The 24,848-nt window shown below is 73.3% G+C and carries 21 protein-coding genes; 10 read left to right on the top strand and 11 right to left on the bottom strand.

The genetic code is table 11. The annotated features are described in order from the left end of the window. Positions 1-42: 42 nt before the first annotated feature. On the bottom strand, positions 43-435 hold the full coding sequence (locus tag AMIR_RS15155) for a GNAT family N-acetyltransferase (protein WP_015801839.1): 393 nt from the start codon (positions 433-435) through the stop codon (positions 43-45). A 114-nt stretch (positions 436-549) separates the two neighbouring features. Here AMIR_RS15155 and AMIR_RS35745 point away from each other — a divergent pair, with 114 nt between their 5' ends. Next, positions 550-963 (top strand): SSI family serine proteinase inhibitor, encoded by a 414-nt coding sequence (locus tag AMIR_RS35745; RefSeq protein WP_049796848.1) that lies wholly within the window; start codon positions 550-552, stop codon positions 961-963. A 78-nt stretch (positions 964-1,041) separates the two neighbouring features. Here the strand turns inward: AMIR_RS35745 and AMIR_RS15145 are convergent, their stop codons facing one another. Further along, positions 1,042-1,338: a hypothetical protein gene (locus AMIR_RS15145; protein ID WP_015801837.1), complete on the bottom strand. Its 297-nt coding sequence runs from the start codon at positions 1,336-1,338 to the stop codon at positions 1,042-1,044. A 359-nt stretch (positions 1,339-1,697) separates the two neighbouring features. On the opposite strand from AMIR_RS15145, the gene AMIR_RS15140 reads away from it, so the two are divergent. Next, positions 1,698-3,455 carry a DUF6055 domain-containing protein gene (locus AMIR_RS15140; RefSeq protein ID WP_015801836.1) on the top strand — a complete coding sequence of 586 codons (1,758 nt, stop codon included), beginning with the start codon at positions 1,698-1,700 and terminating at the stop codon, positions 3,453-3,455. Positions 3,456-3,774: 319 nt separating this feature from the next. Then, on the top strand, positions 3,775-4,464 hold the full coding sequence (locus tag AMIR_RS15135; RefSeq protein ID WP_015801835.1) for a glycoside hydrolase family 12 protein: 690 nt from the start codon (positions 3,775-3,777) through the stop codon (positions 4,462-4,464). A gap of 537 nt (positions 4,465-5,001) precedes the next feature. On the opposite strand, the gene AMIR_RS15130 is transcribed toward AMIR_RS15135, so the two are convergent. The 3 genes from AMIR_RS15130 to AMIR_RS15120 all read right to left on the bottom strand — a co-directional run bounded on the left by AMIR_RS15130 (position 5,002) and on the right by AMIR_RS15120 (position 9,733). Then, positions 5,002-6,834: an ABC transporter ATP-binding protein gene (locus AMIR_RS15130; protein WP_015801834.1), complete on the bottom strand. Its 1,833-nt coding sequence runs from the start codon at positions 6,832-6,834 to the stop codon at positions 5,002-5,004. Continuing rightward, a complete protein-coding gene (locus AMIR_RS42745; protein WP_015801833.1) occupies positions 6,831-8,690 on the bottom strand; it encodes an ABC transporter transmembrane domain-containing protein in 1,860 nt (619 codons plus the stop codon). Before AMIR_RS42745 ends, AMIR_RS15130 begins: the two co-directional genes overlap by 4 nt. 257 nt (positions 8,691-8,947) lie before the next feature. Further along, positions 8,948-9,733, bottom strand: coding sequence for an inositol monophosphatase family protein (locus AMIR_RS15120; protein ID WP_015801832.1), 786 nt, complete (start codon positions 9,731-9,733; stop codon positions 8,948-8,950). Positions 9,734-10,171: 438 nt separating this feature from the next. On the opposite strand from AMIR_RS15120, the gene AMIR_RS15115 reads away from it, so the two are divergent. Both AMIR_RS15115 and AMIR_RS39195 read left to right on the top strand, forming a co-directional pair. Continuing rightward, positions 10,172-10,630, top strand: a complete 459-nt coding sequence (locus tag AMIR_RS15115; protein ID WP_015801831.1) for a hypothetical protein — start codon at positions 10,172-10,174, stop codon at positions 10,628-10,630. Then, complete coding sequence (locus tag AMIR_RS39195; RefSeq protein ID WP_015801830.1) at positions 10,623-10,811, top strand: hypothetical protein; 189 nt, start codon at positions 10,623-10,625, stop codon at positions 10,809-10,811. The genes AMIR_RS15115 and AMIR_RS39195 overlap by 8 nt, the downstream gene beginning before the upstream one ends. Positions 10,812-10,955: 144 nt before the next feature. Here the strand turns inward: AMIR_RS39195 and AMIR_RS15110 are convergent, their stop codons facing one another. Together AMIR_RS15110 and AMIR_RS15105 are read right to left on the bottom strand one after the other, a co-directional pair. Then, positions 10,956-14,900: a DUF4132 domain-containing protein gene (locus AMIR_RS15110; protein ID WP_015801829.1), complete on the bottom strand. Its 3,945-nt coding sequence runs from the start codon at positions 14,898-14,900 to the stop codon at positions 10,956-10,958. 113 nt (positions 14,901-15,013) lie between these two features. Further along, a complete protein-coding gene (locus AMIR_RS15105) occupies positions 15,014-15,571 on the bottom strand; it encodes an NAD(P)H-dependent oxidoreductase (protein WP_015801828.1) in 558 nt (185 codons plus the stop codon). 127 nt (positions 15,572-15,698) lie between these two features. Here AMIR_RS15105 and AMIR_RS15100 point away from each other — a divergent pair, with 127 nt between their 5' ends. The 3 genes from AMIR_RS15100 to AMIR_RS39190 all read left to right on the top strand — a co-directional run bounded on the left by AMIR_RS15100 (position 15,699) and on the right by AMIR_RS39190 (position 17,711). Beyond that, positions 15,699-16,322: a TetR/AcrR family transcriptional regulator gene (locus AMIR_RS15100; protein ID WP_015801827.1), complete on the top strand. Its 624-nt coding sequence runs from the start codon at positions 15,699-15,701 to the stop codon at positions 16,320-16,322. 58 nt (positions 16,323-16,380) lie between these two features. Then, the gene (locus AMIR_RS15095) at positions 16,381-17,211 is read left to right on the top strand and encodes a PhzF family phenazine biosynthesis protein (protein ID WP_015801826.1); all 831 of its coding nucleotides are present in this window, start codon (positions 16,381-16,383) and stop codon (positions 17,209-17,211) included. Between the two features lie 278 nt (positions 17,212-17,489). Further along, on the top strand, positions 17,490-17,711 hold the full coding sequence (locus AMIR_RS39190) for a hypothetical protein (protein WP_143760738.1): 222 nt from the start codon (positions 17,490-17,492) through the stop codon (positions 17,709-17,711). Positions 17,712-18,302: 591 nt separating this feature from the next. On the opposite strand, the gene AMIR_RS15085 is transcribed toward AMIR_RS39190, so the two are convergent. Next, positions 18,303-19,130 (bottom strand): siderophore-interacting protein, encoded by an 828-nt coding sequence (locus AMIR_RS15085; protein WP_015801825.1) that lies wholly within the window; start codon positions 19,128-19,130, stop codon positions 18,303-18,305. A 123-nt stretch (positions 19,131-19,253) separates the two neighbouring features. Here AMIR_RS15085 and AMIR_RS15080 point away from each other — a divergent pair, with 123 nt between their 5' ends. Next, positions 19,254-20,585, top strand: a complete 1,332-nt coding sequence (locus AMIR_RS15080; RefSeq protein WP_015801824.1) for a sodium/hydrogen exchanger — start codon at positions 19,254-19,256, stop codon at positions 20,583-20,585. Here the strand turns inward: AMIR_RS15080 and AMIR_RS40295 are convergent. From AMIR_RS40295 to AMIR_RS15065, 3 genes are all read right to left on the bottom strand, one after another. Beyond that, a complete protein-coding gene (locus AMIR_RS40295; RefSeq protein ID WP_015801823.1) occupies positions 20,563-21,063 on the bottom strand; it encodes a flavodoxin family protein in 501 nt (166 codons plus the stop codon). The genes AMIR_RS15080 and AMIR_RS40295 overlap by 23 nt on opposite strands. Before the next feature lie 913 nt (positions 21,064-21,976). Beyond that, positions 21,977-22,486, bottom strand: coding sequence for a flavodoxin family protein (locus AMIR_RS15070; RefSeq protein WP_015801822.1), 510 nt, complete (start codon positions 22,484-22,486; stop codon positions 21,977-21,979). Between the two features lie 618 nt (positions 22,487-23,104). After that, a complete protein-coding gene (locus tag AMIR_RS15065; protein WP_015801821.1) occupies positions 23,105-23,764 on the bottom strand; it encodes a TetR/AcrR family transcriptional regulator in 660 nt (219 codons plus the stop codon). A 111-nt stretch (positions 23,765-23,875) separates the two neighbouring features. Between AMIR_RS15065 and AMIR_RS15060 the strand changes: the two genes are divergently transcribed. Beyond that, complete coding sequence (locus tag AMIR_RS15060; RefSeq protein WP_015801820.1) at positions 23,876-24,625, top strand: NADPH-dependent F420 reductase; 750 nt, start codon at positions 23,876-23,878, stop codon at positions 24,623-24,625. Positions 24,626-24,848 lie beyond the last annotated feature (223 nt).

Below are 24,848 nucleotides of genomic sequence, written 5' to 3'. Positions count from 1 at the left end.
CGGATCGAGCGGTTTTCCCACGCGGGTGGGATCAGAGCGGGATCAGAGCGGGATCAGGCCCGCCGGGGTGGGCCGGAAGCCGCAGGAGTCGAAGTAGAACGGCACGAGGTGGTCGTCGAAGTCCACGTGCAGCCACTCGCACCGGGCCTCCCGCGCGCCCTCCACGGCCCGCGCCACCAGCCCCCGCCCGACGCCCGTGCGCCGGTGCGCGGCGGTGACGAGGGTGTCGAGCACGAACGCGTGGACCCCGCCGTCCCAGGCCACGTTGACGAACCCGACCAGTTCCGGCCCGCTCCTGGCGCACACCCAGCCCAGGCTGTGCCTGGCCACCTGGCCCCACCAGTCGTCGTCCAGGAGCCGGTGCTCGAAGCCCTCGGCGTGCAGCGCGTTGACCTCGGCGTTGGTGAAGCGTCCCCGCCACTCGTAGTCGACCACCGGGCCAGGCTAGGGCCTGCCCCGGTGTGATGACCCACGTCCGAGTGAGTCCGGACGGCAGTCCCGTGGGAGGGGGAAGCCACCGTGCGGAACCACGGAGTGAAAGGGAGTCCCATGCGGATGCACGCGAAGGCCACCGGACTGCTCACCGCGCTCGTCGTCGCAGGCGTCGTGCTGACGCCCCAGGCGTCGGCGGCCGAGGCGACGTGGACCGACGTGGAGCTGATGGTGGTCCACGACCACGGCTCGGCCGTGAAGGCGCGGCTGATCTGCCCGCCGACCGAGGAGTCCACGCACCCCGACAGCCAGGCCGCCTGCGCGGCGCTGGACGCGGTCGCGGGGGATCTGGACGCGCTGCCGGTCGACGACCAGGCGCAGTGCACCTACGAGTGGATGCCGCTGACGGCGTCCGCCACGGGGATGATCAACGGGACGTCCGTGCAGTGGGAGCGGCAGTACCCGAACCAGTGCGTGCTGGACAGCACGACGGGCGTGGTGTTCGCCGTGGAGGCGTCACAGCCCGCCTGACCCGCTGACCGGCCGAGACCGCCGGAGTGCGGACCCGACACCGGTGGCCGTCCCGCGAGCGCGGGGCGGCCACCGGGCTCAGCCCACCAACGCCGCCGCCTCGTCCAGCAGTGCCAGGTCGAGGCTGGACCACGGCATGGCCTTCACACCGCGCGGCCGGTCCCGCTCGGAGAACAGCAGGTGGGCCAGCCGGTGCAGGCCGACGGCGGTCTTGCCTGCGCCCGGCGCGCCCTGGACGCACAGCGTGCGGTCCAGCGGGGCGCGCACCAGGCGGCCCCTCGCCCCGAACGGCTCATCCGGTGCGGCCTCGTAGAACGCGCGGGGGAGCGCGGCGCGCCAGTCGACGACCAGCGGGTCGCCCGCCTCGTCGCGCACACCCCTGCGGGTCCCGGCGCATGGCGGCCTCACGCGGGTTTTGGGCGGTCAGCGGAAGGTCCAACTGTACTAGTCCAAATAAAATATTTTATCCGGACTATTGCGGACGACTCGCAGCCCCCCGAACCCGCGCGACGGGGAAGACCCGCAGACCGTGCGGCCCGCCCACGTTCGGGGCGCGATCGACCACACCCCTAACCCGTTCGACAAACCTTGCCGAAACCGTTTTCGTCCTCCATGCTCTCCACCGCCGGGCGGAGCGCCACCGGGGAGAACCGCCGTCCCCCAGCGGCTCCCGCCCGATCGGTCCGACCACTGTGGACGGTCGGACCGCGTCGATCCGAAAGGTGTGCAGGCCAATGATCGGCAGATCAGGACGGCGGAGGCCGCTGCGCGCTTGGGTGACGGCCCTGGTCGTCGGCGTGCTCGCGGCGGGGCTCGTGCAGCCCACCGCGGCGAGCGCGGCGGCCAAGAGCGTCTACATCCCGGCGCGCTGGACCCAGACCGGAGAGGTCCCCTGGGCGCAGGAGCGGACCCGCGAGTCCGCGAACTTCATCCTGCTGTGGGGCGAGAAGTCCGGCGCCAACCCGGTGGCGGCGCCCTCCCCCTACAACTTCGACCCGAACAGCGTCATCACCCAGCTGGAGAACCTCTACAGCTTCTACGTGAACACGATGAAGTTCACGCCGGAGACGGGGCTGCTCGCCCAGCACAAGATCATCGTGATCGTCACCCGGACCTGGAACCGGACCGCGCTGGACGCCTGGGCGACCGGCGGCTCCACCGACGGCCGGGTCGGCGTGATCAACGTGGCGCCCGGCGCGGCGCTGCCCGGCTCGTGGGGCCTCGCGCACGAGCTGGCGCACGTCTTCCAGAACTACACCTTCCTGGGCCGCTCCGGGGTGGGCTTCACCGCGCCGTACTCGGGCACGTTCTGGGAGACCAGCGCGGAGTTCATGGCCATGCAGGCGCTGCCGACCACGGCCGCGGGCGACCTGACCCGCTGGCTGCGCTCGGAGAACCTGTACTGGAGCTCCAGCCGCCACCACTACGGCAACTGGATGCTGATGCAGTACATCAAGGACCGCGACGGTCTTCCGATGTTCAACCGCATCTGGAACGAGGCCACCAGCTCCGAGCACCCGCTGGACACCTACCGGCGCATCGCCGGGATCACCCAGGCCGAGCTGAACAGGCGGATCGGCGAGTACGCGACCCGCAACGTCACGTGGGACTTCGGCAACCGCTCGACGCTGATGCCCTTCATCGACAACGTGTACGGCTCCGGGTTCCTCAAGGCGTACAACGGCGGTCTGGTCGAGGCGGTGGACGCGGGCGCCGGGCACTTCCGGATGAACACCCGCACCGCGCCGTCCGACTACGGCTTCAACAAGATCAAGATGGTGCCGACCACCAACGGCGGCCTGGTGAAGGTGCGCGTCAAGGGGCACACCGAGACCGGTGCCGCGGGCTGGGCGTTCGGCATGGTGGCGCTGCGCAACGGCGGCAGCCCGCGCTACTCGCCGGTGACCGTGGCCACCGACGGGCAGATCGACTTCCAGCTCCAGTCCGGGGAGAACGAGGTCTACCTGGTCGTCACCGGCACGCCGAACTCGGTGCCGCGCTACGCGTTCCTCGACGGCTACAACGCCGCGAAGCGCTACCCGTACGAGTTCCGGGTCTCCGGCGCGACGCCGTCCGGGTTCGAGCCGAACCACGTCAAGCCCGCGGCGACCAGTGGTGGACGCTGGCACAGCAACGGCGGTGGTTGGGTCGCGAACACCGCGAACGTGGCCGCGAGCGCGTACGTCGGCCCCAAGGCCGCCGTCATGGGCCGCGCCTCGGTGCAGGGCAACGCGCGCGTCGAGGGCCTGGGCTGGGTCAACGGCGGCACGGTCGGCGGCAACGCGGTCGTGCGGGACAACGCGCTGATCCAGGACGGGGCGAACCTGTCGGGCAACGTCGTGGTCGGCGGCGACGCCGAGTTCGCGATCGCCTGCTCGTCCGGCACGTACCTGGCGTTCAACCCCGACCGGGGTTGCGACGGCAGGGCTGGGGAGACCGACGTCAACCCGGCGCACGGCACGTTCCCGACCTCGGACCTGGCGCTGCGCTAGCCGAGGCTGGTTGGCACGCCGAGGGGTCAGCCCCCTAGGCTCAGCGCCAACCGATCACCCGCGCCGCCTTCCGGGCGGGACGGGTCGGTGGACGCCCGCCGCGCGCGCTCCCCCGCGCGTGGCGGGCCCCGAGCACCACCCGGTCCGGCGTTCGGGCGTCGACCGGTCGAACGGGGTCGAACGCGGGCGTTCCGCGTTCGACCCCGTTCGCGCACAAGGGTTTTCCCCGGTTGACCGGTAGTCCCGGACGCTGCGAGACTGCTCGCACCGCCGCCCCGACACGGCAGCGCCGTCGCGCACGGCGCCGGGGAAGTGGTTCATGGTGAACAGGATTCGCGCCGCGTTCGCGGTGTTCGCGGTCGTCGCCTCGCTCCTCGCCTCGACCGGTGTGGCGAGCGCGGCGGTCTGGTCGTCGACCGACAAGTGGGGGACCTGGTCCAACGGCGGCTACACCGTCCGCAACGACGTGTGGGGCAGCGGCGTGGGGCCGCAGACCATCTGGGCCAACAGCTACAGCAACTGGGGCGTGTGGGCCGACCACCCGAACACCGGCGGGGTCAAGTCCTACCCGCACTCGGCGAAGGCGATCGGGCGCAAGCTCAGCGCGCTGAGCACGCTCCGCAGCTCGTTCAACGTGACCAGGCCCGGTGGCGGGGCCTACGCCACCGCGTACGACATCTGGGCGGACAACCACGCCTACGAGATCATGATCTGGGCCAACAAGCAGGGCGCGGTCGGGCCGATCGGGTCGAAGCAGACCACGGTGAGCGTCGGCGGGCACACCTGGGACGTGTACCGGGGCTCGAACGGCTCGAACGCGGTGTTCTCGTTCATCCGCACCTCGAACACCAACTCCGGCACGGTGGACGTGCTCGCGGTGCTGCGCTGGATCCGCACCCAGGGGTGGTACGGGGACGTGACGGTGGACGAGGTGCAGTTCGGCTTCGAGATCACCTCGTCGGCGGGCGGGATGGACTTCGTGTCCACCAGCTTCTCGGTGACGAGCTGACGGCGGGTCGGGGCCGTGCTCTCCCCCGCGAGCGCGGTCCTGATCTTTCGGGTGAACGTGCGGTGAGCAGGCCATTGCGGTCCTGGTGCGGGGTAGCTTCGGTTGCACGGGCGCGTTCGGGACGCGCCGGTGGTGCCGTGGCCTTGGAGGCCCCGCTGTGGACGTGGGTCCGCACCGGGGTCTACTTCGGATCGTGTGTCGTGAGCGCGGATGAGCGGGTGGCGCGGGCCGTTGCTGGTCCGCCGGACGAGCGCGCGCTGAATCGGACTGGGCCTGGTTGGGCTTGGCTGACTCGGACCGGACCGGACCGGACCTGGCCTGGCCTGGCCTGGCCGTGACGGCCGAACGCCGGTCCCCGTCACGCGTGGGAACCGGCGTTCGAGCGTCGTCGTGCTGGTCGGTCATCGTGCTGGTCGTCGCGCGAGCCAGCGCCGGGACGGGTCAGCGCTGGACGGTCAGCGCCGGGACAGCTCTGCGCTGGGGCGTGTCGGCGCCGGGACAGCTCTGCGCTGAGTCGGGTCAGCGCAGAATGTCAGGTCAGCGCTGGGACCAGGCCGCCCACAGGGTCGCGTACCGACCACCCAGGGCGACCAGCTCGTCGTGGGTGCCGAGCTCGACCACGCGCCCGGCGTCCACGACCGCGATCCGGTCGCACGCCTTCGCCTGGGTGAGCCGGTGCGCCACGACGATCGCGGTGCGACCGCGCACCGCGGCCTCGGCCGCCCGCTCCAGATCGCGCGCGCCGGAGCTGCCCGCCTCGGCGGTGGCCTCGTCCAGCACGACCACCGGCGGGTCGCGCAGCACGAGCCTGGCCAGCGCCAGCTGCTGCACCTGCGAGGCGGTCAGCGGGTGCTCGCCCGCGCCCACCCGCGTGTCCAGGCCCTGCGGCAGGGCCCGCACCCACGCGTCCGCGCCCACGGCGGCCAGCGCGTCGCGCACCTGCTCGTCCGTGCTGCCCGGCGCGGAGAACAGGACGTCGTCGCGCAGCGGGCCCGCGAACACGTGCGTCTCCTGGGAGACCACGCCGACCCAGTCGCGCAGCCCGTCCTGGTCCAGCTCGCCCACCGGCACCGGGCCGCCGTCGTCGACCAGGCGCACCTGGCCCTGCGTGGCCGGGAAGACCCCGCCGAGGATCGCCGCGAGCGTCGTCTTGCCCGCGCCGCTGGCCCCGACCACGGCCAGCGACGTGCCCGCCGGGACCTCCAGGTCGACGCCGTGCAGCACCTCGCGGCCGGTGTCGTAGGAGTGGCGCACGCCCTGCGCGGTCAGGGAGACCGGACCGCGCGGGGACCTCGGCGCGCGCTCGGGCTCCTGCGGGGTGAGCAGCACCCCGACGACCCTGGCGAGCGCGGAACCGGCGCGCTGCATGTCGTCGAACGACATCAGCAGCATCCCCAGCGGGCCGAACAGGCGGTGGAACAGCAGGGCTGCGGCCGTGACCGCGCCCACCGTCACCTCGCCCGAGGTGACCAGCAGGTAGCCGGTCAGCAGCAGCGCGGACAGCCCGACGGCCTCGGCGGCGTTCATGGACACGCTGAAGCGCAGCACCGTCTTGAGCGCGCGCAGCGCCGTGCTCACGTTGCGCTCGGACGCCACCTCGACCCGCTTGGCCTGCAACTCCTGCATGTCGTAGGCGCGCACGGTCGGCAGGCCGTGCAGCGACTCCAGCAGCACCCGGCCGCGCTCGGCGGCGTCCCGGCGCTCGGCCGCGTACAGCGGTCCCGCCTTGGGCAGGTAGGAGCGCAGCGCCAGCGCGTACACCGGGAACACCGCGCAGAACGCGAGCGCGAGCCGGTAGTCCAGCGAGGCGAAGCCCAGCGCGGACACCACGACGGTGACGACGGCGCCGAACACCGACGACACCAGCGGGACGGCCGCGACGAAGTGCTCGACGTCCTCGGTGACGCGGGAGGCGACGTCGCCGACGCCCACCCGCTCCAGCACCTTCGGCTCCACGGCCAGCGCGCGCGCCAGGACGCGCTCGCGCAGGTCGGCGGAGATCCGGGCGCCCAGGCGCTCCATGGCGCGCAGGGCCAGCGCGGTGAACACGGCGCCGAACAGCACGGCGGCGGCGGTGACGGCGAGCAGGGCGAGCAGCTCGCCGGTGGTGGCGCCCTCGCGGACCACGTCCACCAGGCTGCCCAGCAGCAGCGGTCCGGCGACCACGCCCGCGCTGGCGAGCAGGGTCAGCAGCAGCACGACCAGCGCCTCGGAGCGGTGGGCGCGCACGGCCCGCCACAGCTCGGCAGCCGACTGGCGGCCGGTGGCCACGGGCAGGGCAGGGTGGGTCACGGGCTCGGTGGTCCGCTCGGTCGGCTCGGTGGTGGTGGTGGTGGTGGTCTTGGCGGGGGTCGTCTCGGCGGTGGTCATCGCAGCACCACCTCGGCGTAGGCGGGGATGGCGGACAGGTCGGCGTGGGTGCCCTCGGCGTGCGAGGCGTCGCCGCGCGAGCCGGTCCCGGCCTGCTCGACCTCGGCGGCCACGAACACCACGCGGTCGCAGCGGGAGAGCAGCGGCGGGGACGTGGTCAGCACGACGGTGCCCGCGCCCGTGCCGTGGCGCAGCTCGTGCACGCCCCTGGCGACGCGGTGCTCGGTGACCGCGTCGACGGCGGTGAGCGGGTCGCGCAGCACCAGCAGCGGCGGGTCGGCGGCGAGCGCCCTGGCCAGCGCGAGGCGCTGGCGCTGCCCGCCGGACAGGTTCGCGCCGTGGTCGTGCAGGTCGCCGTCGACCAGCGACTCGACGACGTCCTCGGCCGAGGCAGCCGCCAGCGCGCGGTCGACGGCGGCCTGGTCGGTGGCGCGCCCGGTGTCGAGCGCGGCGGTGAGGCTGCCGCCGAGCAGGTGGGCGGCGTGCGGTTCGACGTGCAGGTGGCGGCGGCGCACGTGCATGTCCACGTCGGCGAGCGGCACGTCGCCGAGCCACGCGCCAGGGCCTGCGCCGTTGAGCAGGGCGGTGAGCCGGTCGGCGACGGCCGGGTCGGCGACCACCAGTCCCAGCACCTCGCCCGGCTTGAGGGTGAACTCGACACCGGCCGAGCGCACGGTCAGCGGACCGGGCTCGGGGTCGGTGGCGCGCTCCTCGGCGCGGGCGGGGGCGAGCAGCGCGGCGACGCGGTCGGCGCTGGCGCGGGACACGGCGATCTGCTTGACGCAGTCGGCGATGTAGCGGACCGGGTCGGCGACGAAGGAGGCCATCGCGACGACGGTCACCAGCTCGCCCACGCTGATCCGCCCGGACAGCGCCATCAGACCCGCGGCGGCGGTGGTGCCGACCAGCAGCAGCCCGGTGGCGATCTGGCCGACGCCCACCAGAGCGGACGAGGCGGTGGCCGCGTCGACGGCGGTGCCGAGCGAGCGGCGGCTGGCGATCCGGTAGCGGCGCACCGCCTCGGGCACGCCCCCGAAGCCGCGCAGCGGGCGCAGGGCGTGCACCAGCTCGGCGGCGACGGCGGCGGCGAGCCCGCCGGCCTCCTGCCGTGCCTGCACCCGGTTCTCCAGCCACGGCCCGAGCCGGTCGACGCCCAGGACCAGCAGCGGCAGCACCACGACGACCCCGAGCCCGAGCAGCAGGTCGACGCCGAGCAGCACCACCACGGACACGGTCAGACCGACCGAGGCGGACACCAGCAGGGCCCGCACGCGCAGCGACTCGGCGGTGGCGCGGGCGTCCGAGGTGAGGATGTTCGTCAGCTCACCGGCCCGGCGGTCCTGCCCGACGGAAGGATCGGTCAGCACCCGCCCGATGCCGCGCACGCGCAGCCGGTGCGCCTCGGTGAGGATCGTCCGGTCGAGCACCCAGAACGACAGGCCGCCACCGGAGGAGAGCACCGCGAACAGCAGCAGCACCCCGAGCACCGCGACCGCGATCGCGGCCGGCGACCCGCTGGACACGGCCCGGTCGACGGCGAGCCCGATGGCGACCGGGACCAGCGCTTCGCAGGTCTGGTGCACGACGGACAACGCGCACCCGAGCGCGGTGGACCGGGCGTTCCGCCGGAACACGTCGCGCAACAGGGCCCGGCCGGGCGCTTCGACGCCCGCCTCCCGGCCACGGGCGGACCGGTCACCGCCGGGCTGGTGATCACTGGACTGCTCGCTGTCAGGCCGCTCGGCGCCGGGCCGGTCGTCGCTCGGGGTTCGTGCGCCGGGGGGACGTTCGCCGTCGGGTGCGGGTCCCGCCTCGGGTGCGGGCAGGGGCGCCGCGGCGCTCTGCTCAGGGGACATGGGTAAACCTCGTGGTCACCCGCTAAGCCAACACCATCCACAAGGGACGACGACAACTCGCCGCCCGACGTGGTGACCGGGGTCGCGGGTGCTGCCCGGAGGTGGTGCTCCAGGCGGTGCTCAGGGGGTGCTGCTTCTCAAGGGGTGTTCCGGGGGGCGCTCGGGAACGCTGCCGGGCGGTGACGCCCAGGTGCCGCTGGGGACGACAGTAGTGCGCGGCGCGCGGGCGGAGGGACTCCGGGGTCCGGTGTCGGCGCTCAGGCCCCCGCCTCGCGCAGGACGTCGAGGACCGCGTCGCGCAGACCTGGGCACACCGCGACCGTCGACGGCGAGGTGACGGTGTGGTCGGCGCCACCGGCGTCCAGGACCAGGCCGCCGGCCTCGCGCACCAGCAGCACGCCCGCCGCCGTGTCCCAGGGCAGGTTGGAGAGCATCACGGCGGCGTCGAGCCTGCCGTCGGCGACCCAGGCCAGGTCGATCGCGGCGCTGCCGACCATGCGGACGCGCTGGGCGCGGGCGCCGAAGTGCTCCAGCAGCGCGAGGCGCACCCGGTTGCGCGCCTGGGCGTCCTCCCCCACCGCGAAGTCGCCGAGCGACACGACGGCCTGCGGCAGCTCGGTGACACGGGAGGCGCGCAGCGCGGTGTCGCCGACGAAGGCCCCGCTGCCGCGCGCGGCGCTGTAGCGCAGGTCCAGGAACGGCAGGTCGATCACGCCGAGCACGCTCGTGGGGCCCTCCACCAGGCCGAGCGAGATGCCGCACAGGGGGATGCCGCGCGCGAAGTTCGAGGTGCCGTCCACCGGGTCGAGCACCCACCAGGGCGCGTCGTCCGGCCCGCTGCGGCCACGCTCCTCGCCGACGAAGGCCAGGTGCGGCGTCTCGCGGGCCAGGAACTCGCGGACCGCGTCCTCCACCGCCAGGTCGACGTCGGTGACCACGTCGCGGGCTGCCTTCTCGCGCACGCCCGTGGGCGCGCTGGAGACGACGGTGCGGCGGGCGATGGCGACGGCCTCGCGGGCGACGGGCAGCAGTTCGGCGGTCATCGTGCGGCGGCGCTCCCGGTGCGGGCGGCTGGGTGATCGCCCCGACGGTATCCCGGCGCGACGCGCGGGGCACCTTGTCGATCATCACTCCCCCGCCGGACCGCTGCGGCGCCACCGAAGCCACCGCGCACTGCCGCCCCAGCCCACGCGCAGCACCGTTCCCGCTTCAGCGCACCGCCTTTGTGCGGTGCGCACCAGTTTTTCCCGGCCAATTCCCACCCGATCCGCGCAGATTCCTGAGTGGACTTTCCCTCCTGTCCGTAGAAATAGTGGTTACCGCGCGACGAGGAAACCAACTGGAAACAGGAAACCCACCCCGAGTCTGCCGGAAACCTTGACGGACCGGGGCGCTGATCTGGCAGGCTCGCCCTGTCGCCGCAGGAAGGCGGCGATTTCCCGAAATCCCGATCTTCCGCGCAGACGCGAGGTGTGCCAGTCGTGCAGAAAATCATCTTCTCCCACCGCCCGGCCGACGAGAAGTTCGGTGCGGGCCTGTTGCGGAGCACGCTCTCCGAGCGGTTCGGCGGCGCCGCGGAGTTCACCGCGAACCCGGAGGGCACGCCCCGCGCGGAGATCGCCGAGGCGTCCGCGGTCCTGCTGGTGATCGGCAGGCACTGGCTGGACGACGCCCCCGAGGGCGGCCTGCTCCTGGCGGACCCGGCGGACCCGGTGCGCGCGACAGCCCTGACCGCCAGGGACCTGGGCAAGCGCATCGTGCCGGTCCGCCTGGCGGTCCCCCCGGTCCCGGTCGACCTGCTCCCCGAGCAGCTGAAGTTCCTGGCGTCCTTGCCCGACGTGGAAGTGAAGTCGCGGCAGGCCCCGATGGACGTGGAGGAGCTGGCCCACCTGCTGGGCGCGGACGACCCGTCCCCGGAGGAGGAGGGCGCGGATGGCTGACCCCACGACCGACGACCAGACCGCACCGGGCGAGGGGCAGGAGGACGTGGCGCGGCACGGGTCACCGGGCTGCACGACACGCGCTCGCAACCGCGCCCGCGCCACCACGAGCCCTCTCGCCCCCGCCCGCGCCACCCACCCCACGACCACGACCCGCCCGCGCGGAAGGCCGCACCGCTGACCCGAGCCCTCCCCGCCGCACCACCCGAGCCGGGCTCCCCGCAGCCCACCCCCAACGGTTCGACCACACCCCCAGGTGCGACCGCCCCCGACCTCAAGGCGCGGCCACCCCGACCTCAACCGCCCGGCGCACCCGCTCCCACCGTCACACCCGCAGCGACTCCAGGTCCGCGATCAGCTCCGACAGCACCACCGGGTCCAGCGTGGACAGGGACGGGGTCTCCTTGCCCTGCGGGTTCCAGTAGTAGCTCGCCGGGCGTTCCAGGGTCAGCGCGGCCAGGCGCTGCTTGTCCGAGATCAGCGACACCGCGCCCACGTACAGGCCGGGGTCCAGGTCGAGCACCAGGACCCTGGTCGGGCCCAGGCGCTTGACCATCCACGGCTCCACGCCTGCGTCCTGCGGTTCGGCGCGCTCCCAGCCCCGGCGCACCAGCGACAGCAGCCTGCCCGTCTCGACCTCGCCCTCCAGCAGCGCCTTCACCGCCCCGTCTGCGTCCTCCGGGGCGTGCACCGGTCTGCCCAGCTGCGGGAACGGCTGGAGCAGCTCGTAGTCCGCGAACACCTCCGCCCACGCGTCCAGCTCCCCGGCCAGCAGCAGCGGGTGGGCGATGCGGATCTCGGCGTCACCGGGCAGCAGCACCGGGTCGTCGGCGGAGTCGGCCAGGCTGTTGTCCTCGGCCAGGCGGAAGCTGAGCGCCCGACCGGCGCCGTCCTCGGCGGGCCGCTCCGCCAGCCACACCAGGCGGCGCACCACGTGGCGCAGCAGCGGGTGCCCGGCCAGCAGGGTGGTGAACTCGGCCGTCGTCCAGCGCTTGCCCACCACCATCGCGTTCTCCAGGCGGACGATCTGGTCGGCCGCCGAGGTGCGCACGTCCTTCTTCAGCGCCGCGAACCTGCGGTGCGCCGCCGGGGCCAGCTCGGGGTCGTCCTTCGCACCCGGCTTGGGCAGCTCCTTGCGGCGGTTGCCGTCCCCGTCGAGCACGTACGGCTTCAGCTGCTCGTCGAACCCGACCGTGAACCGGCGCGGGCCGTAGTCCAGGACGAGCGTGCCGTCCGCGTCCAGCCCGAAGTCCGGCACGAGCCGGTCGGCCAGCTGGTCGGCGCTGAGGTCGCGGTCGACGGCGATCTGCTCCAGCTTCTCCCGCGCGCTCGCCTTGAGCCCCTTGAACTTCACCTTCCGCGAGATGGCGTCCAGGTGCATGAGCGCCACGTCGCTGCCGATCTGGGCGAGCACGTCGAGCCCGGTCACCGCGCGCCGGTGCCCGCCCTCGCCCGGCCACACCCGGATCAGCGGGGACAGCACGCGCACGGTCTCGTCGTCGCCGACGGCGCCCTGCGCGGTGAGCACCCAGGCCTGCTCGGACGGCATCCCGACGAGCCGCCACGCGCTCAGCAGCGCCCGCCCGAACGCGGCCAGCGACTCCGGGTCGCACAGCTCGCGCACGAGGAGCGCGCCCGCGTACCGGCTGTCGGCGCGGTCGATCGCCAGGCTGAGCAGCAGGTTCGGCACGGCCGACAGCGGCACGGCGCGGCTCCGGTCGCGCAGCAGCACCTGCGGCAGCACGGCCGGGTCGACGCCCTCCAGCGACGGGAGCTTGGCGGGCACCACGTCGACCGGGTCGACCTCCAGCAGGTGCCGCACCGCCCGGTGCGCCTTGTCGCCGTGCTCGGCCGCGACGGCGAGCACGGCCTCGGGGCCGACCCGGTCTGCGACCAGGCGCAGGGCGGACTCGGCGGCGGCGCGCGCCCGGCCGGTCGGGCCGACGGCGGCGGCCACCAGCGGGCGCGCGCCGTCCACCCCGTGCCGCTCGAACCAGGCCACGGCCCGAGGCCGGTACAGCCGCTTGCCCAGCGACTCGGCCATCCGCGCCGCCACCCACGGCGAGCGCAGCGGCAGCAGGACCTCGGCGGCGACCGAGGGGTACACGTGCAGGTCGGGCAGCACCTCCAGCAGGTCGGTCCCGAACCGGGCGACCAGCGCGCGACCGGTCTCCGCGTTGTAGATCCCGTACGGCCCCAGCCTGCGCAGCAGGTGCCGCACCTGGTCGACCGGGCCGCGCAGCAGGGCGGACTCGCGCTCCAGGTAGTTGCCCTCGTCGGTGAGGACCGCGTCGCGGACCTCCTCCCAGGGCAGGAAGTAGTCGGGGATGCCCGCCAGCCACTCGTCGCGCTCGCCGGGCAGCCACTTCTCGGTGGCGTCGCCGAGTGGTTCCAGGCCGCGGACCACCACCGGTGGCGCGGCGGCGGTGGCGCGTTCCCACGGGGCGTCCACCAGCGGGCGGGGCAGGTCGGCGGGGTCGGCCTCGGGGACGCGGTCCGCGAAGCCCTCGGCGACGCCGTCGACCAGCGCCCTGGCCTCGGCGGTCAGCGGGACGGCGGCGACGGCGGCCGGGCAGGCCAGCACGTGCGCCTCCAGCAGGTCGCGGGCCGCGGGCCGACCGGCTGCGGACTGGTTCGGCGCGGCCAGCACGGCGTCGGCGAGCACCCGCGTGGCCCGGCCGGGCTGGCGGCGCAGCGCGGCGAGCAGCAGGCCCGAGGTGGTGCGGTCGGGGGCGAGGTCGACCAGGAACCGCAGCGCCTCGTCGGTCGGGGTCGCGGCGATGTGCTGGGCCAGCGAGGCGCGCAGGGACGGGTCGGCGCCGTCGGCGCGGAACCAGTCGACGAGCGCGGGCAGCGCCTCGGCGCCGAGCGCGGTGACCAGGGTGGGGAGGGTGCGGTTCCAGTGGTCGACGTCCCACAGCGGCACGGCGGGCTTGACCAGGTCGAGCTGCTCGGGGGTGCTGATCGCGGTGAGCACGAGGTGGGCGCGCTGCTCCTCGTCGTGCGCGGTCCGCACGTCCTGGCACATCAGCTCGACCAGGTCGGCCTCGGTCGGCATGAGGACGGCGGCGATCGCGCGGGCCGAGCGGCGGTCCAGGTAGGCGCCGACGCGGTCGAGCGCGGAGGCGTGCTCGTCGTCGGTCGCGGTGGCGAGCGCGGCGCGCACCCGTCCGACCAGCTCGATGCCGTGCCAGGAGCGGCTGACCGTCTTGCGCGTGGACTGGTGGCGGATGCCGTCGTTGACGACGGTGGTCACGCTGGCCAGGACCGCCTCGGCCGCGAACACGACGCCGTGCTCGGCGAGCCAGGCGTCGGCGTGCGCGTTGAGCTTGTCCAGCTCGTAGGAGGAGGTGTGCCGCGCGAGCATGTTGTGCAGCACGCCCGCGCCGACCGGGCTGGCGTGGCCGTCGAGGTGGGCGGTGAGGGCGTCGACGAGGTCGGCGTCGCTCTTGAGACGGGCCTTCCACGACCTGTGCCGCAACTGCTCGTCGTGGGTCCGGGCGAGCGCGAGCATGTCGGCGGCGGCTCCGGGGACGAGCTTGCGCTTGGACCGCCCGTCGCCCCTGCGGTGCAGGGCGAGGCGGTGCGGGCGGGCGTCGTCGGGCCAGCGGTCCTCGGCGGCCGGGTCCCACGCGGGGGCGGGCTCCGGGACGGGCTCGGTCCTGGCCGGGGCGGTCGACGGCGCGGCGAAGTGGTCGAACCCACCGGGCACGATCCGGCCTGCCGGGGACGCGGTCTCGTCAGGCTCGCGCTCGGCCACAGCGGTCGGCGCGGGCGTGGTGACCGGCACGGTCGCGCCGGCGAAGTGGTCGAGCCCGCCGGGCGGCGTTCCCACCGAGGCGAAGTGGTCGAGCCCGCCGGGCACGATCACCCCGGCTCCGGCGGGTTCCGACGGGGCGGCGGTGCCGGGGGCCGACGCACCCGGCCCCGCACCACCACCAACCCCGTCCGAGCGGTCCGAGGGGACGTCGGGCGCGACGTCCGCGGTGGCCCCGGACCGGGGTGGGCCGACGCCCCTCCCCGAAGTGGCGTCGGCCGGGTCCCGCAGTGGCATGGGAGCGGTGGGCGCGCCGTCGGAGTACCCCTTGGCGCGCTTCTCGGCGATCAGCTTGGCCAGGTGGTCGCGCGCCGACTGCTCGGACGCGAACTCCTTGGTCTTCGACTGCCCCGAGGTCCCGATGCGGCCCCACCGCACCGTCACCGACAGCCCGTCGCGCGCGCCCTCCCAGAACTTGCGCGACGTGCCGCCGACGTACTCCAACCGCTCCACGAGCCAGCCCTCCCCACACCGGATTCCAGGTTAGGGCGAACGCTAGCGGCGACCACCGACAAAAACCGGTGGACGCGGGTTCCCCGGTCCCGCCGGAAGCGGGACCGGGAGTCTCACGCGGAGGTCTTGAGCTGCGCGGACAGCTTGTCGAGCAGGTCGGTGACCAGGGTGACGACCTCGGCGTCGTCGGCCGGGTGGGTGTCGGCGAAGCGGGTGACCGAGCCGGGGATGGCCAGCTTCAGGTCCTCCAGCACGGCGCCACCGGCGATGCCTGCGGCCTTGCGGGCCTCGTCGTGCGCCCACACGCCGCCGTACTGGCCGAACGCGGTGCCGACGACCACGACGGGCTTGCCGGTCATCGAGCCCGCGCCGTACGGGCGGGACAGCCAGTCGATGACGTTCTTGAGCACGGCGGGCATGGTGCCGTTGTACTCGGGCGTGAACAGCAGGAACGCCTCGGCGGACGCGGCGGCCTCGCGCAGCTTCGCGACGGTGGCGGGGAGGTTCTCGGGGTTGTCGATGTCCTCGTTGTAGAAGGGGACGTCGGCGATGCCCTCGTAGAGGTCGATGTCGAGGCCCTCGGGGGAGAGCTTGACGGCGGTCTCGGCGAGCTGGCGGTTGTGCGAGGCCGCGCGGAGGCTGCCGACGAACGCGAGGACGCGTGCAGACATCTGAGGTTCTCCTGGGTGGTGCAGCGTGGGTTTCAACCGGACCACGGTCCGGTTGGTGGTGCTTGAACGTTCTACCACCTATCCGGACCGCAGTCCACTTCTGCCCCGATGGCGTTAACCTGGCCACATGAGCACCCCTACCGGACCGGTGCGCATCGACGTGGAGCCGGTGACCGGAGAACCACGACTGCGCGCCGACGCCGCGCGCAACCGGGCGCGCCTGCTGGAGGCCGCCGCGCTGCTGGTGGACGAGCACGGCGCGGCCAACCTGACGATGGACGCGGTGGCCAGCGCCGCCTGCGTCGGCAAGGGCACGGTGTTCCGGCGCTTCGGCGACCGCACCGGCCTGCTGCTGGCCCTGCTGGACCGCAGCGAGGAGCGGCTCCAGGCGGCCTACCTGACCGGACCGCCGCCGCTGGGGCCCGGCGCGGGCGCGGCCGAGCGGCTGCACGCGTTCGGGCCCGCCGTGCTGCGGCACGAGCACGGCTACCGGGACCTGTACTTGGCGGCCGAGACCGATCCCGACCGGCGCTACGCGGTGCCCGGCCAGCGGCTGCGGCAGACCCACCTGGTGGTGCTGCTGCGGGAGGCGGGCGCGGGCGGTGACCTGACGCTGCACGCGGTCACGCTGATGGGGTACCTGGAGATCGGACTGGTGAACCACCTGCGGACCACTCGCGGCATGAGCCAGAAGCGCCTCGAAGCGGGGTGGCACGATCTCGTGGGCCGCTTGCTTGGCACGATCAGGTGAAAGATCGGCGTTCGGCGGGTTGGGGGCGCATCGTCTCGGTCAGGGAGAGGTGGTTGTCATGAGCAGGTGGTTCAGCCAGGTGGACGTGTTCGCGGGGACGTCCCTGCGCGGCAACCCGGTGGCCGTGGTCGGGGACGCCGAGGGCCTGTCGGACGCGGCGCTGGCCCGGTTCGCGCGCTGGACGAACCTGTCCGAGACGGTCTTCCTGCTGCCCCCGACCGGTTCGGCGGACTACCGGGTGCGGATCTTCACCCCCTCAGGTGAACTTCCGTTCGCCGGGCACCCGACGTTGGGCGCGTGCCACGCCTGGGCCGAGCGGTCCGGCGTGGACAAGCCGGTGTACACCCAGGAGTGCGAGGCGGGTCTGGTCCGGGTGCGGAGGATCAAGGGTGGCCTGGCCTTCGCCGCTCCCCCGCTGACCCGGTCCGGCCCGGTCGACGCGGACCTGCGCGCGCACCTGGCCGAGGTGCTGGACGTGCCGGTGGTCGACGCCGCGCACGTGGACAACGGCCCCGGCTGGCTCGCGGTGCTGGCGCCGGACGCGGGTTCGGTGCTGGGCGCGCGCGTCCCGACCGCGCGGGAGCTGGCGGACGCCCCGGCGCTCGGCCTGGTCGGCCCGCACCCACCCGGCTCGCCGCACCTGGTGGAGGTGCGGGCGCTGTTCGTGGAGGGCGACCGGGTGACCGAGGACCCGGTGACCGGCAGCCTGAACGCCGGGGTGGCCCGCTGGCTGGTGGACACCGGCCGCGCGCCGGACCGGTACGCCGCGCACCAGGGGACGGCGGTCGGGGCGGACGGGCACGTGCTGGTGGAGCGGGACGCCGACGACGCCCTGTGGATCGGCGGCGCGACGACCACCGTCGTCACCGGCCACGTGGCGCTGGACTAGATCACCCGAAAGCGCGACGCCGATTCGCCCCCGATCCCGCCCGTTGGCGTCACCGGTGCGCTCGCAGTTGACCAGCGCCCGCGTGAAGCAGGGCACCGCCTCCTCCGACCGCCCGGCCTCTTTGTAGGCGCGCGCCAACGCCCGCAACGCCCGGTTCTCCGTGCCCACGTCCCCAGCTCCTCGGTGGCACGCAGCGCGACGACGTGACTGTCGATCCAGTCCTGCCACCGCCCCCGCAACTGGAACGCGTTGACCGCCCCCCAGGGGATCTTCCAGGCGTGCTCAAGCCGCCCGTGGTCGAAGACGAGCCGCGTGGACGCGACGAGGGCGGGCAGCTCGGCCACCAGGAGGTGGTGGGACAGCAGTTCGCGCAGCACCACCTCCGCGCCGGACATGCCTGTGCCGCACAGGGCCACCGCCGCGCGGGCGTCGAAGGTGTCGCCGGGGTGCAGCACGAGCAGGCGCAGCGCGCGGGCCGCCGGGTCCGCGAGCAGCCGTAGGAGGCGTTGACGACGGCCTGCCAGTCGGCGCTGGCGCTGTCCAGCGCCAGCGAGGCCAGCAACGCCCAGTCCGCCAGCCCCTGGACAGTAGGGGCTCGACCTGGGCGCTGTCGCGGGCGTTGTCCAGTACGAGCAGCAGGGCCAAGTCGAGGACCAGCGCCATCCGGCCCTCGGGGTCCGGCGGGATCTCGGCGACCGGGACGAGCAGCGCGGACAGCAGCGAGTGCATGGCCTGCTCGGCGGTGACCGGCGAGCGGCCCGGTGTGAAGCCGTGCAGGTTGAGGGGGACCTGCAGGTCGGGGAACAGGGCGTCGGCGACCAAGTGCGCCCACGCGGTGACCAGGGTCGACTTGCCGAAACCGGGCAGGCCCTCGACCACGCACGCGCCGCCCGCGCCCGCGAGTTTGGTCAGCCGCGCGACCTCGGCGTCGCGGCCGACGAAGTGCCGGGTGGCCGCACCCGCTCGTGCCCGCAAGCGGTGGTCCCCCGGTTAACGCGCTGCTCCACCCATCGCCCCTTCGTCGACCTCGCCCCCGTTGTTCTCCCGCGCGCGGGATCCGCTCCGCACAAGTGCGGTCGGGGGCGGCCGGGTCAGGAGTGCTTCTTCGGGGCCTTCCAGTAACCGCAGAAGGTGACGTTCTCCTTGGGCACCCCCGCGCCCACCCAGTGCCTGCGCAGTCCGACCGGCAGCGCCGACTCGCCGACGGCCCACCCGTAGAACGGTCCTTCCGGCAGCGGCCGGGACTCGACCTCGGCCCGCGCCGCCGCGCCCGGCACCGCCGTCGCGTCCGCGCGCACCACCCAGGTGACCTCCACGCCCGAGGGCCCGGCGAGGTCCCTGCGGTCGCCCTCCTCCGGCACCTCCACGACCGCGCGGCCGGTCACGTCGGCGGGCAGGGACGCCAGGATTCCCTCGATCGCGGGCAGCCCGGTCTCGTCCGCGACCAGCAGCACCTGCCGCACGCCGTCGGGCAGGGCGAACCCGGTCCCCTCGTCCAGGATGCCGACCTGGTCTCCTTCCGCGCAGGTCAGCGCCCACGCGGTGGCCGGTCCCGCGCTGCCGTCGTCGGGCGAGCCGTGCACGACGAAGTCGACGTCCAGCTCAGGTCCCTCGGGGCGGAAGGCGCGGACCGTGTAGTTGCGCAGGACGGGGCGGCGGCCCTTGGACACGGTCAGGTACTTCAGGTACGACAGCACGGTGAGCTTGTCAGGCGCGCCGTCGAGCGAGCCCTGGGCGACCGGGATGAACAGCCGGAACCACTGGTCGTACCCCAGCGGGGTGAAACGCGCGAGGTCGTCGCCACCGAGGGTGACGCGCACGAAGTTCGGCGAGACCCGCTCCCTGCGCAGCACCGAGAGCGTGAGCAGCGCCGAGTGCTCGGGCTTGGTCCTCGCGGCGGACAGGTTGTCGCGGGCCATGACTGCACCTCCACATTAGGTTAGCGCAGCCTAACCTAAGACATTTCCCCCGCCGGGTAGGCTCCGGGTTATCCCCGGCCGCGACCGGGAACACGGTCCGCATGAGCGACGAGCACGCGCGGGGTGACCTTGTCCGGTGATCGCGGGACCTTCCCCAGGAGACTGCCCGTCGCGGCGGCGTTCGCGCTGCCCGGAGCCCTGCTCGGCGCAGCCGACTACCTGGGCCTCCCCCACCCCGACCTCCCGCCGCCGATCGCCGCCGCGATCTTCGGCATCGCCATCGTCGCCGCGGCGTTCCTGCTGTCCTGGGCGGCCGAGGCGGCGCAGGTCGACGTCAGCGCGGGCCTGGCCATCGCGGTGCTGGCGATGGTCGCGGTGCTGCCCGAGTACGCCGTCGACATGGTGTTCACCTTCGAGGCCGGGCAGGTGTACGCCGAGCACGGCACGTGCGCCGGCCAGGGCGGGGCGAACCCGTGCTCGCTGGCGCTGGCCAACATGACCGGCGCGAACCGCATCCTGGTCGGCATCGGCTGGCCGCTGGTCGTGCTGGTCGCCGGGCTCGCCGTGCTGCGCAAGGGGCGCGAGCGCGGGCAGGAGCGACCGGGGAGCGTGCGGCCCGGCCGGGTGGAACTGACGCCGGTCATGTCCGCCGAGGTGGTCTTCCTGGGCGTGGCCACGCTGTACTCGCTGACCCTGCCGCTGCGCGACAGCCTGACGTTCTTCGACGCCGCCGTGTTCGTGTCGATCTTCGCCGCGTACACCTGGCGGCTGTCCAAGGCGCCCGCCGAGGAGCCGGACCTGCACGGGGTGTCGAAGTGGGTCGGCGAGCAGGCCAAGCGGCGCAGGCGCGGGTGGGTCGCGGGCCTGTTCGGGTTCGCGGGCCTGGTGATCCTGGCCTGCGCGGAGCACTTCGCGCAGAACCTCGTCGACACCGGCACCACGCTCGGCGTCGACGAGTTCCTGCTCGTGCAGTGGGTCGCGCCGCTGGCCAGCGAGGCGCCCGAGCTGATCGTGGCCTGCCTGTACGCGATCCGGCTGGCCGCGTCCGAGTCGCTGGGCACGCTGCTGTCGAGCAAGGTCAACCAGTGGACGCTGCTGGTCGGCACGCTGCCCGTGGTGTTCGCGATCTCCTCGGGCGGCGTGGACGGCCTGCCGCTGGACGAGCATCAGCGGTTGGAGCTGCTGGTCACGGCGGCGCAGTCGCTGTTCGCGGTGAGCCTGCTGGTGGACCTCGGCATCGGCGCGGCGGGCGCGGCGACCCTGTTCGGGCTGTTCGCGGTCCAGTTCACCACCAGCCTGCTGCTGCCCGCCGAGGCGAACCGGGTGGTGGTGCTCGTGCTGTCTGGGCTCTACGCGCTGCTCGCGGCGATCAGGCTCGTGCGGAGGCGGGCCGAGCTGGCCCGCCTCGTCCGCGACGGGGTGACGACGCCGTTCAGCGAGCTGGCGCGCCGCTGAGCGCGGTGCGCGCCCAGAGCTTGGCCCGCTCGACCTCGCCGGGTGCGAACGGTCCGGTGAAGCCGGTGACCTTGAAGGACTTCGGCTCACCGACCACGCAGCCCAGGGCGCGCAGCTTCTTGCCGATGGACCGGGCGGCCGACGAGGGCGGCCAGGTGACCTTGACGTGCGTGCCGAACGGGTGAGCGGCGACGCCCTCGGCACCGGTGAGGTTCGCCAGCCACTCGCGCATGCTGCGGCCGTTGGACACCAGCGGGCCGTCGGCGTGCTCGGTGGCGGCGGCCCAGCGGGTGGCGTCGCTGCTGAGCGTGAGCGCGTGGGTGGGGGCGCCGACGAACAGCAGGTCGACCTCCGGGGGCAGCGCCTCCGGGGCGACGCCGACCTCGACGGCCACCCCGCCGACGGCTTCGGCGATCGCCTCCGCGAGCGCCCTGTTGTTGCCGAACATGGACTCGTAGACCACCAGTGCCTGGACCATCACGCCCCTTCCTCCTGGTCCACGCAAGGCTGCTCCGTTCGGGACTTCGGGGGGAGCGCCCAAGTGCCCCGCGAAGGCGGGCCGTGCGTTGGGGGCGGTGGTGACCTCCGGCCCTGGCGGGAATTCCGGGGGACGGGGAACAGGGCTGGTGGGATGGGGGGGTGAAAGCGGTTTCGGGGCGGGGCGGCGTGTCGGTCGGCAGGGTCGACCTAAAGGCTGCGAAACCTGCGGACGGCCCCTTCCCCCGCACTGCTGGCAGGCTCGACGTTCCTGGCGCTTGATCAGCCGGACCGCAGCGTCGCTCCACCGGGTGATTCACCGATGAACGCGGAAATTCCCCCTCCGAAGGTCTTGGCTCCAGGGGTGTCCACCGTGCCAAGCTTGACGGAGAAAGCGGCGATCAAGCCTGGCAGAGAAGGGTTTTCTCCGTTCACCACACGCGGTTCGGCGGTGTCGGGTCACCGGGCGGCGACAGGTGGGGCTGTTCAACGACGAGGGGGTGAAGGATGCGGTGAGAACGGCGCTGTGACGACCGGGCAGGGCTGGCCGGACGACGGTTGTTGGGCGTTCGCGGGCGCTTCGGACAGATCTACGCGGGCCGGGCAGGGCGGTTCCGCGTGAACCTCGACAGCGCCCGAGTCGGGCGTGCAACGACTGCCGCGAGTTCGGTGGTGGGCGCGCGTTCAACAGCCGGTTGTGCGCTCGGCAGTGGTCGCACGTTCGGCAGTGACCGCGTACTCAACGGTTGTCCGCACATCGGGCAGTCGCCGCGCGCTCGACGTCGCCACGCGCTCAACAGTCGCCACACGCTGCGCGGTCGCCATCCGCCAGGCAGTCGCCGTCCACTAAGCGGTTGGCGTGCGTTAGATGGTTGGCGTGCGCTAGGTGGTTGGCGTGCGCCGACTGGTTGCGGTCAGTTGTGGGCGAAGGACGCTTCCGCGATGGCGCGTCCCCATTCCTCGGCGCGCTCGGCCTCACCATCCAGGAGGGGCCCGATCGCGGTGACCACGTCGAACGACTTGGGCTGGTAGCGGACCTCGAAACGCAGCTTGCGCAGGGCGAGCGTGGCCACGCGGGCGGCTGAGCCGGGGGCGAAGCGGATGCCGGTGTCGAAGGCGACCGCTTCGACGCCGACCCGTTCCTGCGCGACCACGGCCAGCCACTCGCGCATCCCGCGCCCGGAGGAGAGCACCTGCTCCTGGTACTGGGTCGCGGCCTTGCGGGTGCCGGGCCTGCTGAGTCCGAACGCGTGCGTCGGCGCGCCGACGACGAGCAGGTCGAGGTCCGAGGGCAGGACGTCCGGCGCGACGCCGACTTCGAGCACGTCGGTGGATCGCCAGATCGACAGGCCGCGCGCGATCGCCTCGGCGATCAGCTTGGCGTTGCCGAACATGGACTCGTAGACCACCAATGCTCGTGCCATGAACAAACCTCACCCGTTCGGAGTACTGCGGAAGTGGGTTCATGATCCACTGGGTGAGACGGACAGGGGCAGCGCCTAAGTGCCTGGGGGTCCTGGGACTTACTGCCCTGCTGTGACTTCACTGGTCAGAACGCTGGAAGGAGGATTACCAGGTATCGCAGGGCGTGCGCGGCGCGCAACCGGTCGAACGGACGGCCGAAACGCGCGGACTTCGGCGCCTCGGCAAACCGAAAGCCCGAAGCCACCACACGGTCACGTTGCCGCAACGCGGGAGACGCGACGGATGAGCGAGTTCGAGGAGGTGAGGAAGCGCTGACCAGACCACTGGCCGTGACTCGCGGCCGGACAACCGAATAGAGGCGACGTGAGACAGCGGCGACGCGTGAGCCAGCAGTCGCATGGTCAGGCGATCGCTCGACCCCGGTCACGCAGTCACGCAGTCACACAGCTACACAGTCACGTGGCCAGGCGGTCACGCGGCCGGATCGTCGGGTGGCCGGATCGTCGGGCAGCCACGCGGCCACACGGCCAGACCGTCGGGCGGTCACGCGGTCAAGCAGTGGCGCGGCCGGATCGTCAGGCGGCCACCGGTCGAGCAGTCGGAACTTCAGGTCAGGGTCACGGGGTTTCGGACGCGCTGGTTCGCCATGCGGGGGTGCACTCCGCTCCCGCGCCCGCGGGGTGGAGCGGGCTTGCGGGTGGGAGTGGGGTGGTTGCGGTTGGGGACAGGGCGTCCAGGAGCAGGACCACGTACCTGCGCCAGCCCTGGTCGCCTGGCACCATGCCCCACAGGACGCTGGTCAGCATCCCCAGCAGGCGGTGCACGTCGTACGGGGTGAGGTCCGGGCGGATCAGGGCTGCGCGTTGGGCTTTTCCGGTCAGCTCGGTCAGGGTGTCGAGCAGGGGTTCGGCGATGGCCGCGGTCAGGGCGCTGGGGTTGTTCGCGGCTGCCAGGGTGGGGCGTTCGCGGTCCACCAGGGTGAGGGTTTCCTCGATCAGCGAGGTGAGGGCCTGGAGCGGGTTCGGGGTGGAGTTCGCCTTGGTGATGGCGTGGGCGAAGTCCTGGGTGAGGGCGCGGTCCAGGGTTGCTTTGACCAGGTCTTCCTTGCGCGGGAAGTGGCGGTGCAGGGTGCGGACGCCCAGGCCCGCGTGCTTGGCCACCTCGTCCAGGGGAGCGTCCGGGCCCACGCGGGCGAAGACCTCGCGTGCGGCGCACAGGATGTGCTCGATGTTGCGCGCGGCGTCGGCGCGCGGTCGTCGGTCGGGCTCCGCCTTCACCGCACAACGGTAGCAAATGACAGTCTTCTGACACTTGTGCTACGTTCCGAATCGAAGCAAGTGTCAGTTGACTGTCATTTGTGCGGTGACGTGGTGGAAGGACGGGCGGGCATGACCGGAACGCTGGGGCTCATCGGGGCCGGGATGATCGGTGGGACCCTCGCGCGTCAAGCGGTGGCGCGGGGGATGGAGGTTGTGCTGAGCAACTCCCGAGGGGCGGACAGCCTCGCGGAGCTCGTCGCGGAGCTGGGACCGCGTGCTCGTGCCGCTACCCCGGCGGAGGCCGCGCGCGCCGGTGACCTGGTCGTGGCGACCGTGCCGCTGCACGCGCTCGATCAGCTGCCTGCGGACGCGCTCGCCGGGCGGATCGTGATCGACACGATGAACTACTACCCGCAGCGGGACCGGGCGATCGGCGAGCTGGACTCGAACTCGGTGACGTCCAGCGAGCGGGTTCAGCGCGAGCTGCCCGGTGCGCGGGTGGTGAAGGCGTTCAACAGCATCAGCTTCTTCAACCTGGCCAACGCCGCACGTCCGTCGGGCGCGCCGGACCGCAGCGCGCTGCCGATCGCGGGTGACGACGTCGAGGCCAAGGCGGCGGTGGTCGAGCTGCTGGACGTGCTGGGGTTCGACGCCGTGGACACGGGATCGCTCGCCGACAGCTGGCGCAGCGAGCCGGGGACTCCGGTGTACGTGCAGCCGTACCTGCCGGGCACGCCACCGGAAGGGGCGGGGCAGGAGGAGGCGCTGCGGTGGTTGCACGAGAACCCCGGTGAGCCGGTGACCGCCGCGCGGGTTCGGGAGCTGGTCGCCGAAGCCGTGCGCGGCAAGGCGGGCGGGGTGCTGCCGGGAGGGTTCTGACCTCGGGTCGCGCTTCGAGAGGCGGCTGAGCTCAGGAGGCGCTCCGGGAGACGGCCGGACCTGGGGTGGGCTCTGCGAGACGGCCGGACCTGGGCGGGCTCCGGATGGGCAGCTGAGCCCCGTGCCGCGCCCAGATCGGCGGCAGGGTGACCGGAGTGGGGTTGTGAGCGGGGCCGGACGGCGGCGGCACGGTGGTGGGCCGCCGTCCTGGGGCACGACTCGG

Source organism: Actinosynnema mirum DSM 43827, assembly GCF_000023245.1.
Lineage (GTDB): Bacteria > Actinomycetota > Actinomycetes > Mycobacteriales > Pseudonocardiaceae > Actinosynnema > Actinosynnema mirum.
Note: the sequence above shows the minus strand (reverse complement) of the source record. Positions and strands in the feature narration are given on the sequence as shown.

What these genes read in the sequence shown, in the direction of transcription:
- AMIR_RS42745 (WP_015801833.1), bottom strand. Translation starts at nt 8,690, where the DNA reads ATGTCCCCTGAGCAGAGCGCCGCGGCGCCCCTGCCCGCACCCGAGGCG.
- AMIR_RS15105 (WP_015801828.1), bottom strand. Translation starts at nt 15,571, where the DNA reads ATGTCTGCACGCGTCCTCGCGTTCGTCGGCAGCCTCCGCGCGGCCTCG.
- AMIR_RS39195 (WP_015801830.1), top strand. Translation starts at nt 10,623, where the DNA reads ATGGCTGACCCCACGACCGACGACCAGACCGCACCGGGCGAGGGGCAG.
- AMIR_RS15085 (WP_015801825.1), bottom strand. Translation starts at nt 19,130, where the DNA reads ATGGCCCGCGACAACCTGTCCGCCGCGAGGACCAAGCCCGAGCACTCG.
- AMIR_RS15130 (WP_015801834.1), bottom strand. Translation starts at nt 6,834, where the DNA reads ATGACCACCGCCGAGACGACCCCCGCCAAGACCACCACCACCACCACC.
- AMIR_RS40295 (WP_015801823.1), bottom strand. Translation starts at nt 21,063, where the DNA reads ATGGTCCAGGCACTGGTGGTCTACGAGTCCATGTTCGGCAACAACAGG.
- AMIR_RS15095 (WP_015801826.1), top strand. Translation starts at nt 16,381, where the DNA reads ATGAGCAGGTGGTTCAGCCAGGTGGACGTGTTCGCGGGGACGTCCCTG.
- AMIR_RS15140 (WP_015801836.1), top strand. Translation starts at nt 1,698, where the DNA reads ATGATCGGCAGATCAGGACGGCGGAGGCCGCTGCGCGCTTGGGTGACG.
- AMIR_RS15100 (WP_015801827.1), top strand. Translation starts at nt 15,699, where the DNA reads ATGAGCACCCCTACCGGACCGGTGCGCATCGACGTGGAGCCGGTGACC.
- AMIR_RS35745 (WP_049796848.1), top strand. Translation starts at nt 550, where the DNA reads ATGCGGATGCACGCGAAGGCCACCGGACTGCTCACCGCGCTCGTCGTC.
- AMIR_RS15120 (WP_015801832.1), bottom strand. Translation starts at nt 9,733, where the DNA reads ATGACCGCCGAACTGCTGCCCGTCGCCCGCGAGGCCGTCGCCATCGCC.
- AMIR_RS15070 (WP_015801822.1), bottom strand. Translation starts at nt 22,486, where the DNA reads ATGGCACGAGCATTGGTGGTCTACGAGTCCATGTTCGGCAACGCCAAG.
- AMIR_RS15135 (WP_015801835.1), top strand. Translation starts at nt 3,775, where the DNA reads ATGGTGAACAGGATTCGCGCCGCGTTCGCGGTGTTCGCGGTCGTCGCC.
- AMIR_RS15060 (WP_015801820.1), top strand. Translation starts at nt 23,876, where the DNA reads ATGACCGGAACGCTGGGGCTCATCGGGGCCGGGATGATCGGTGGGACC.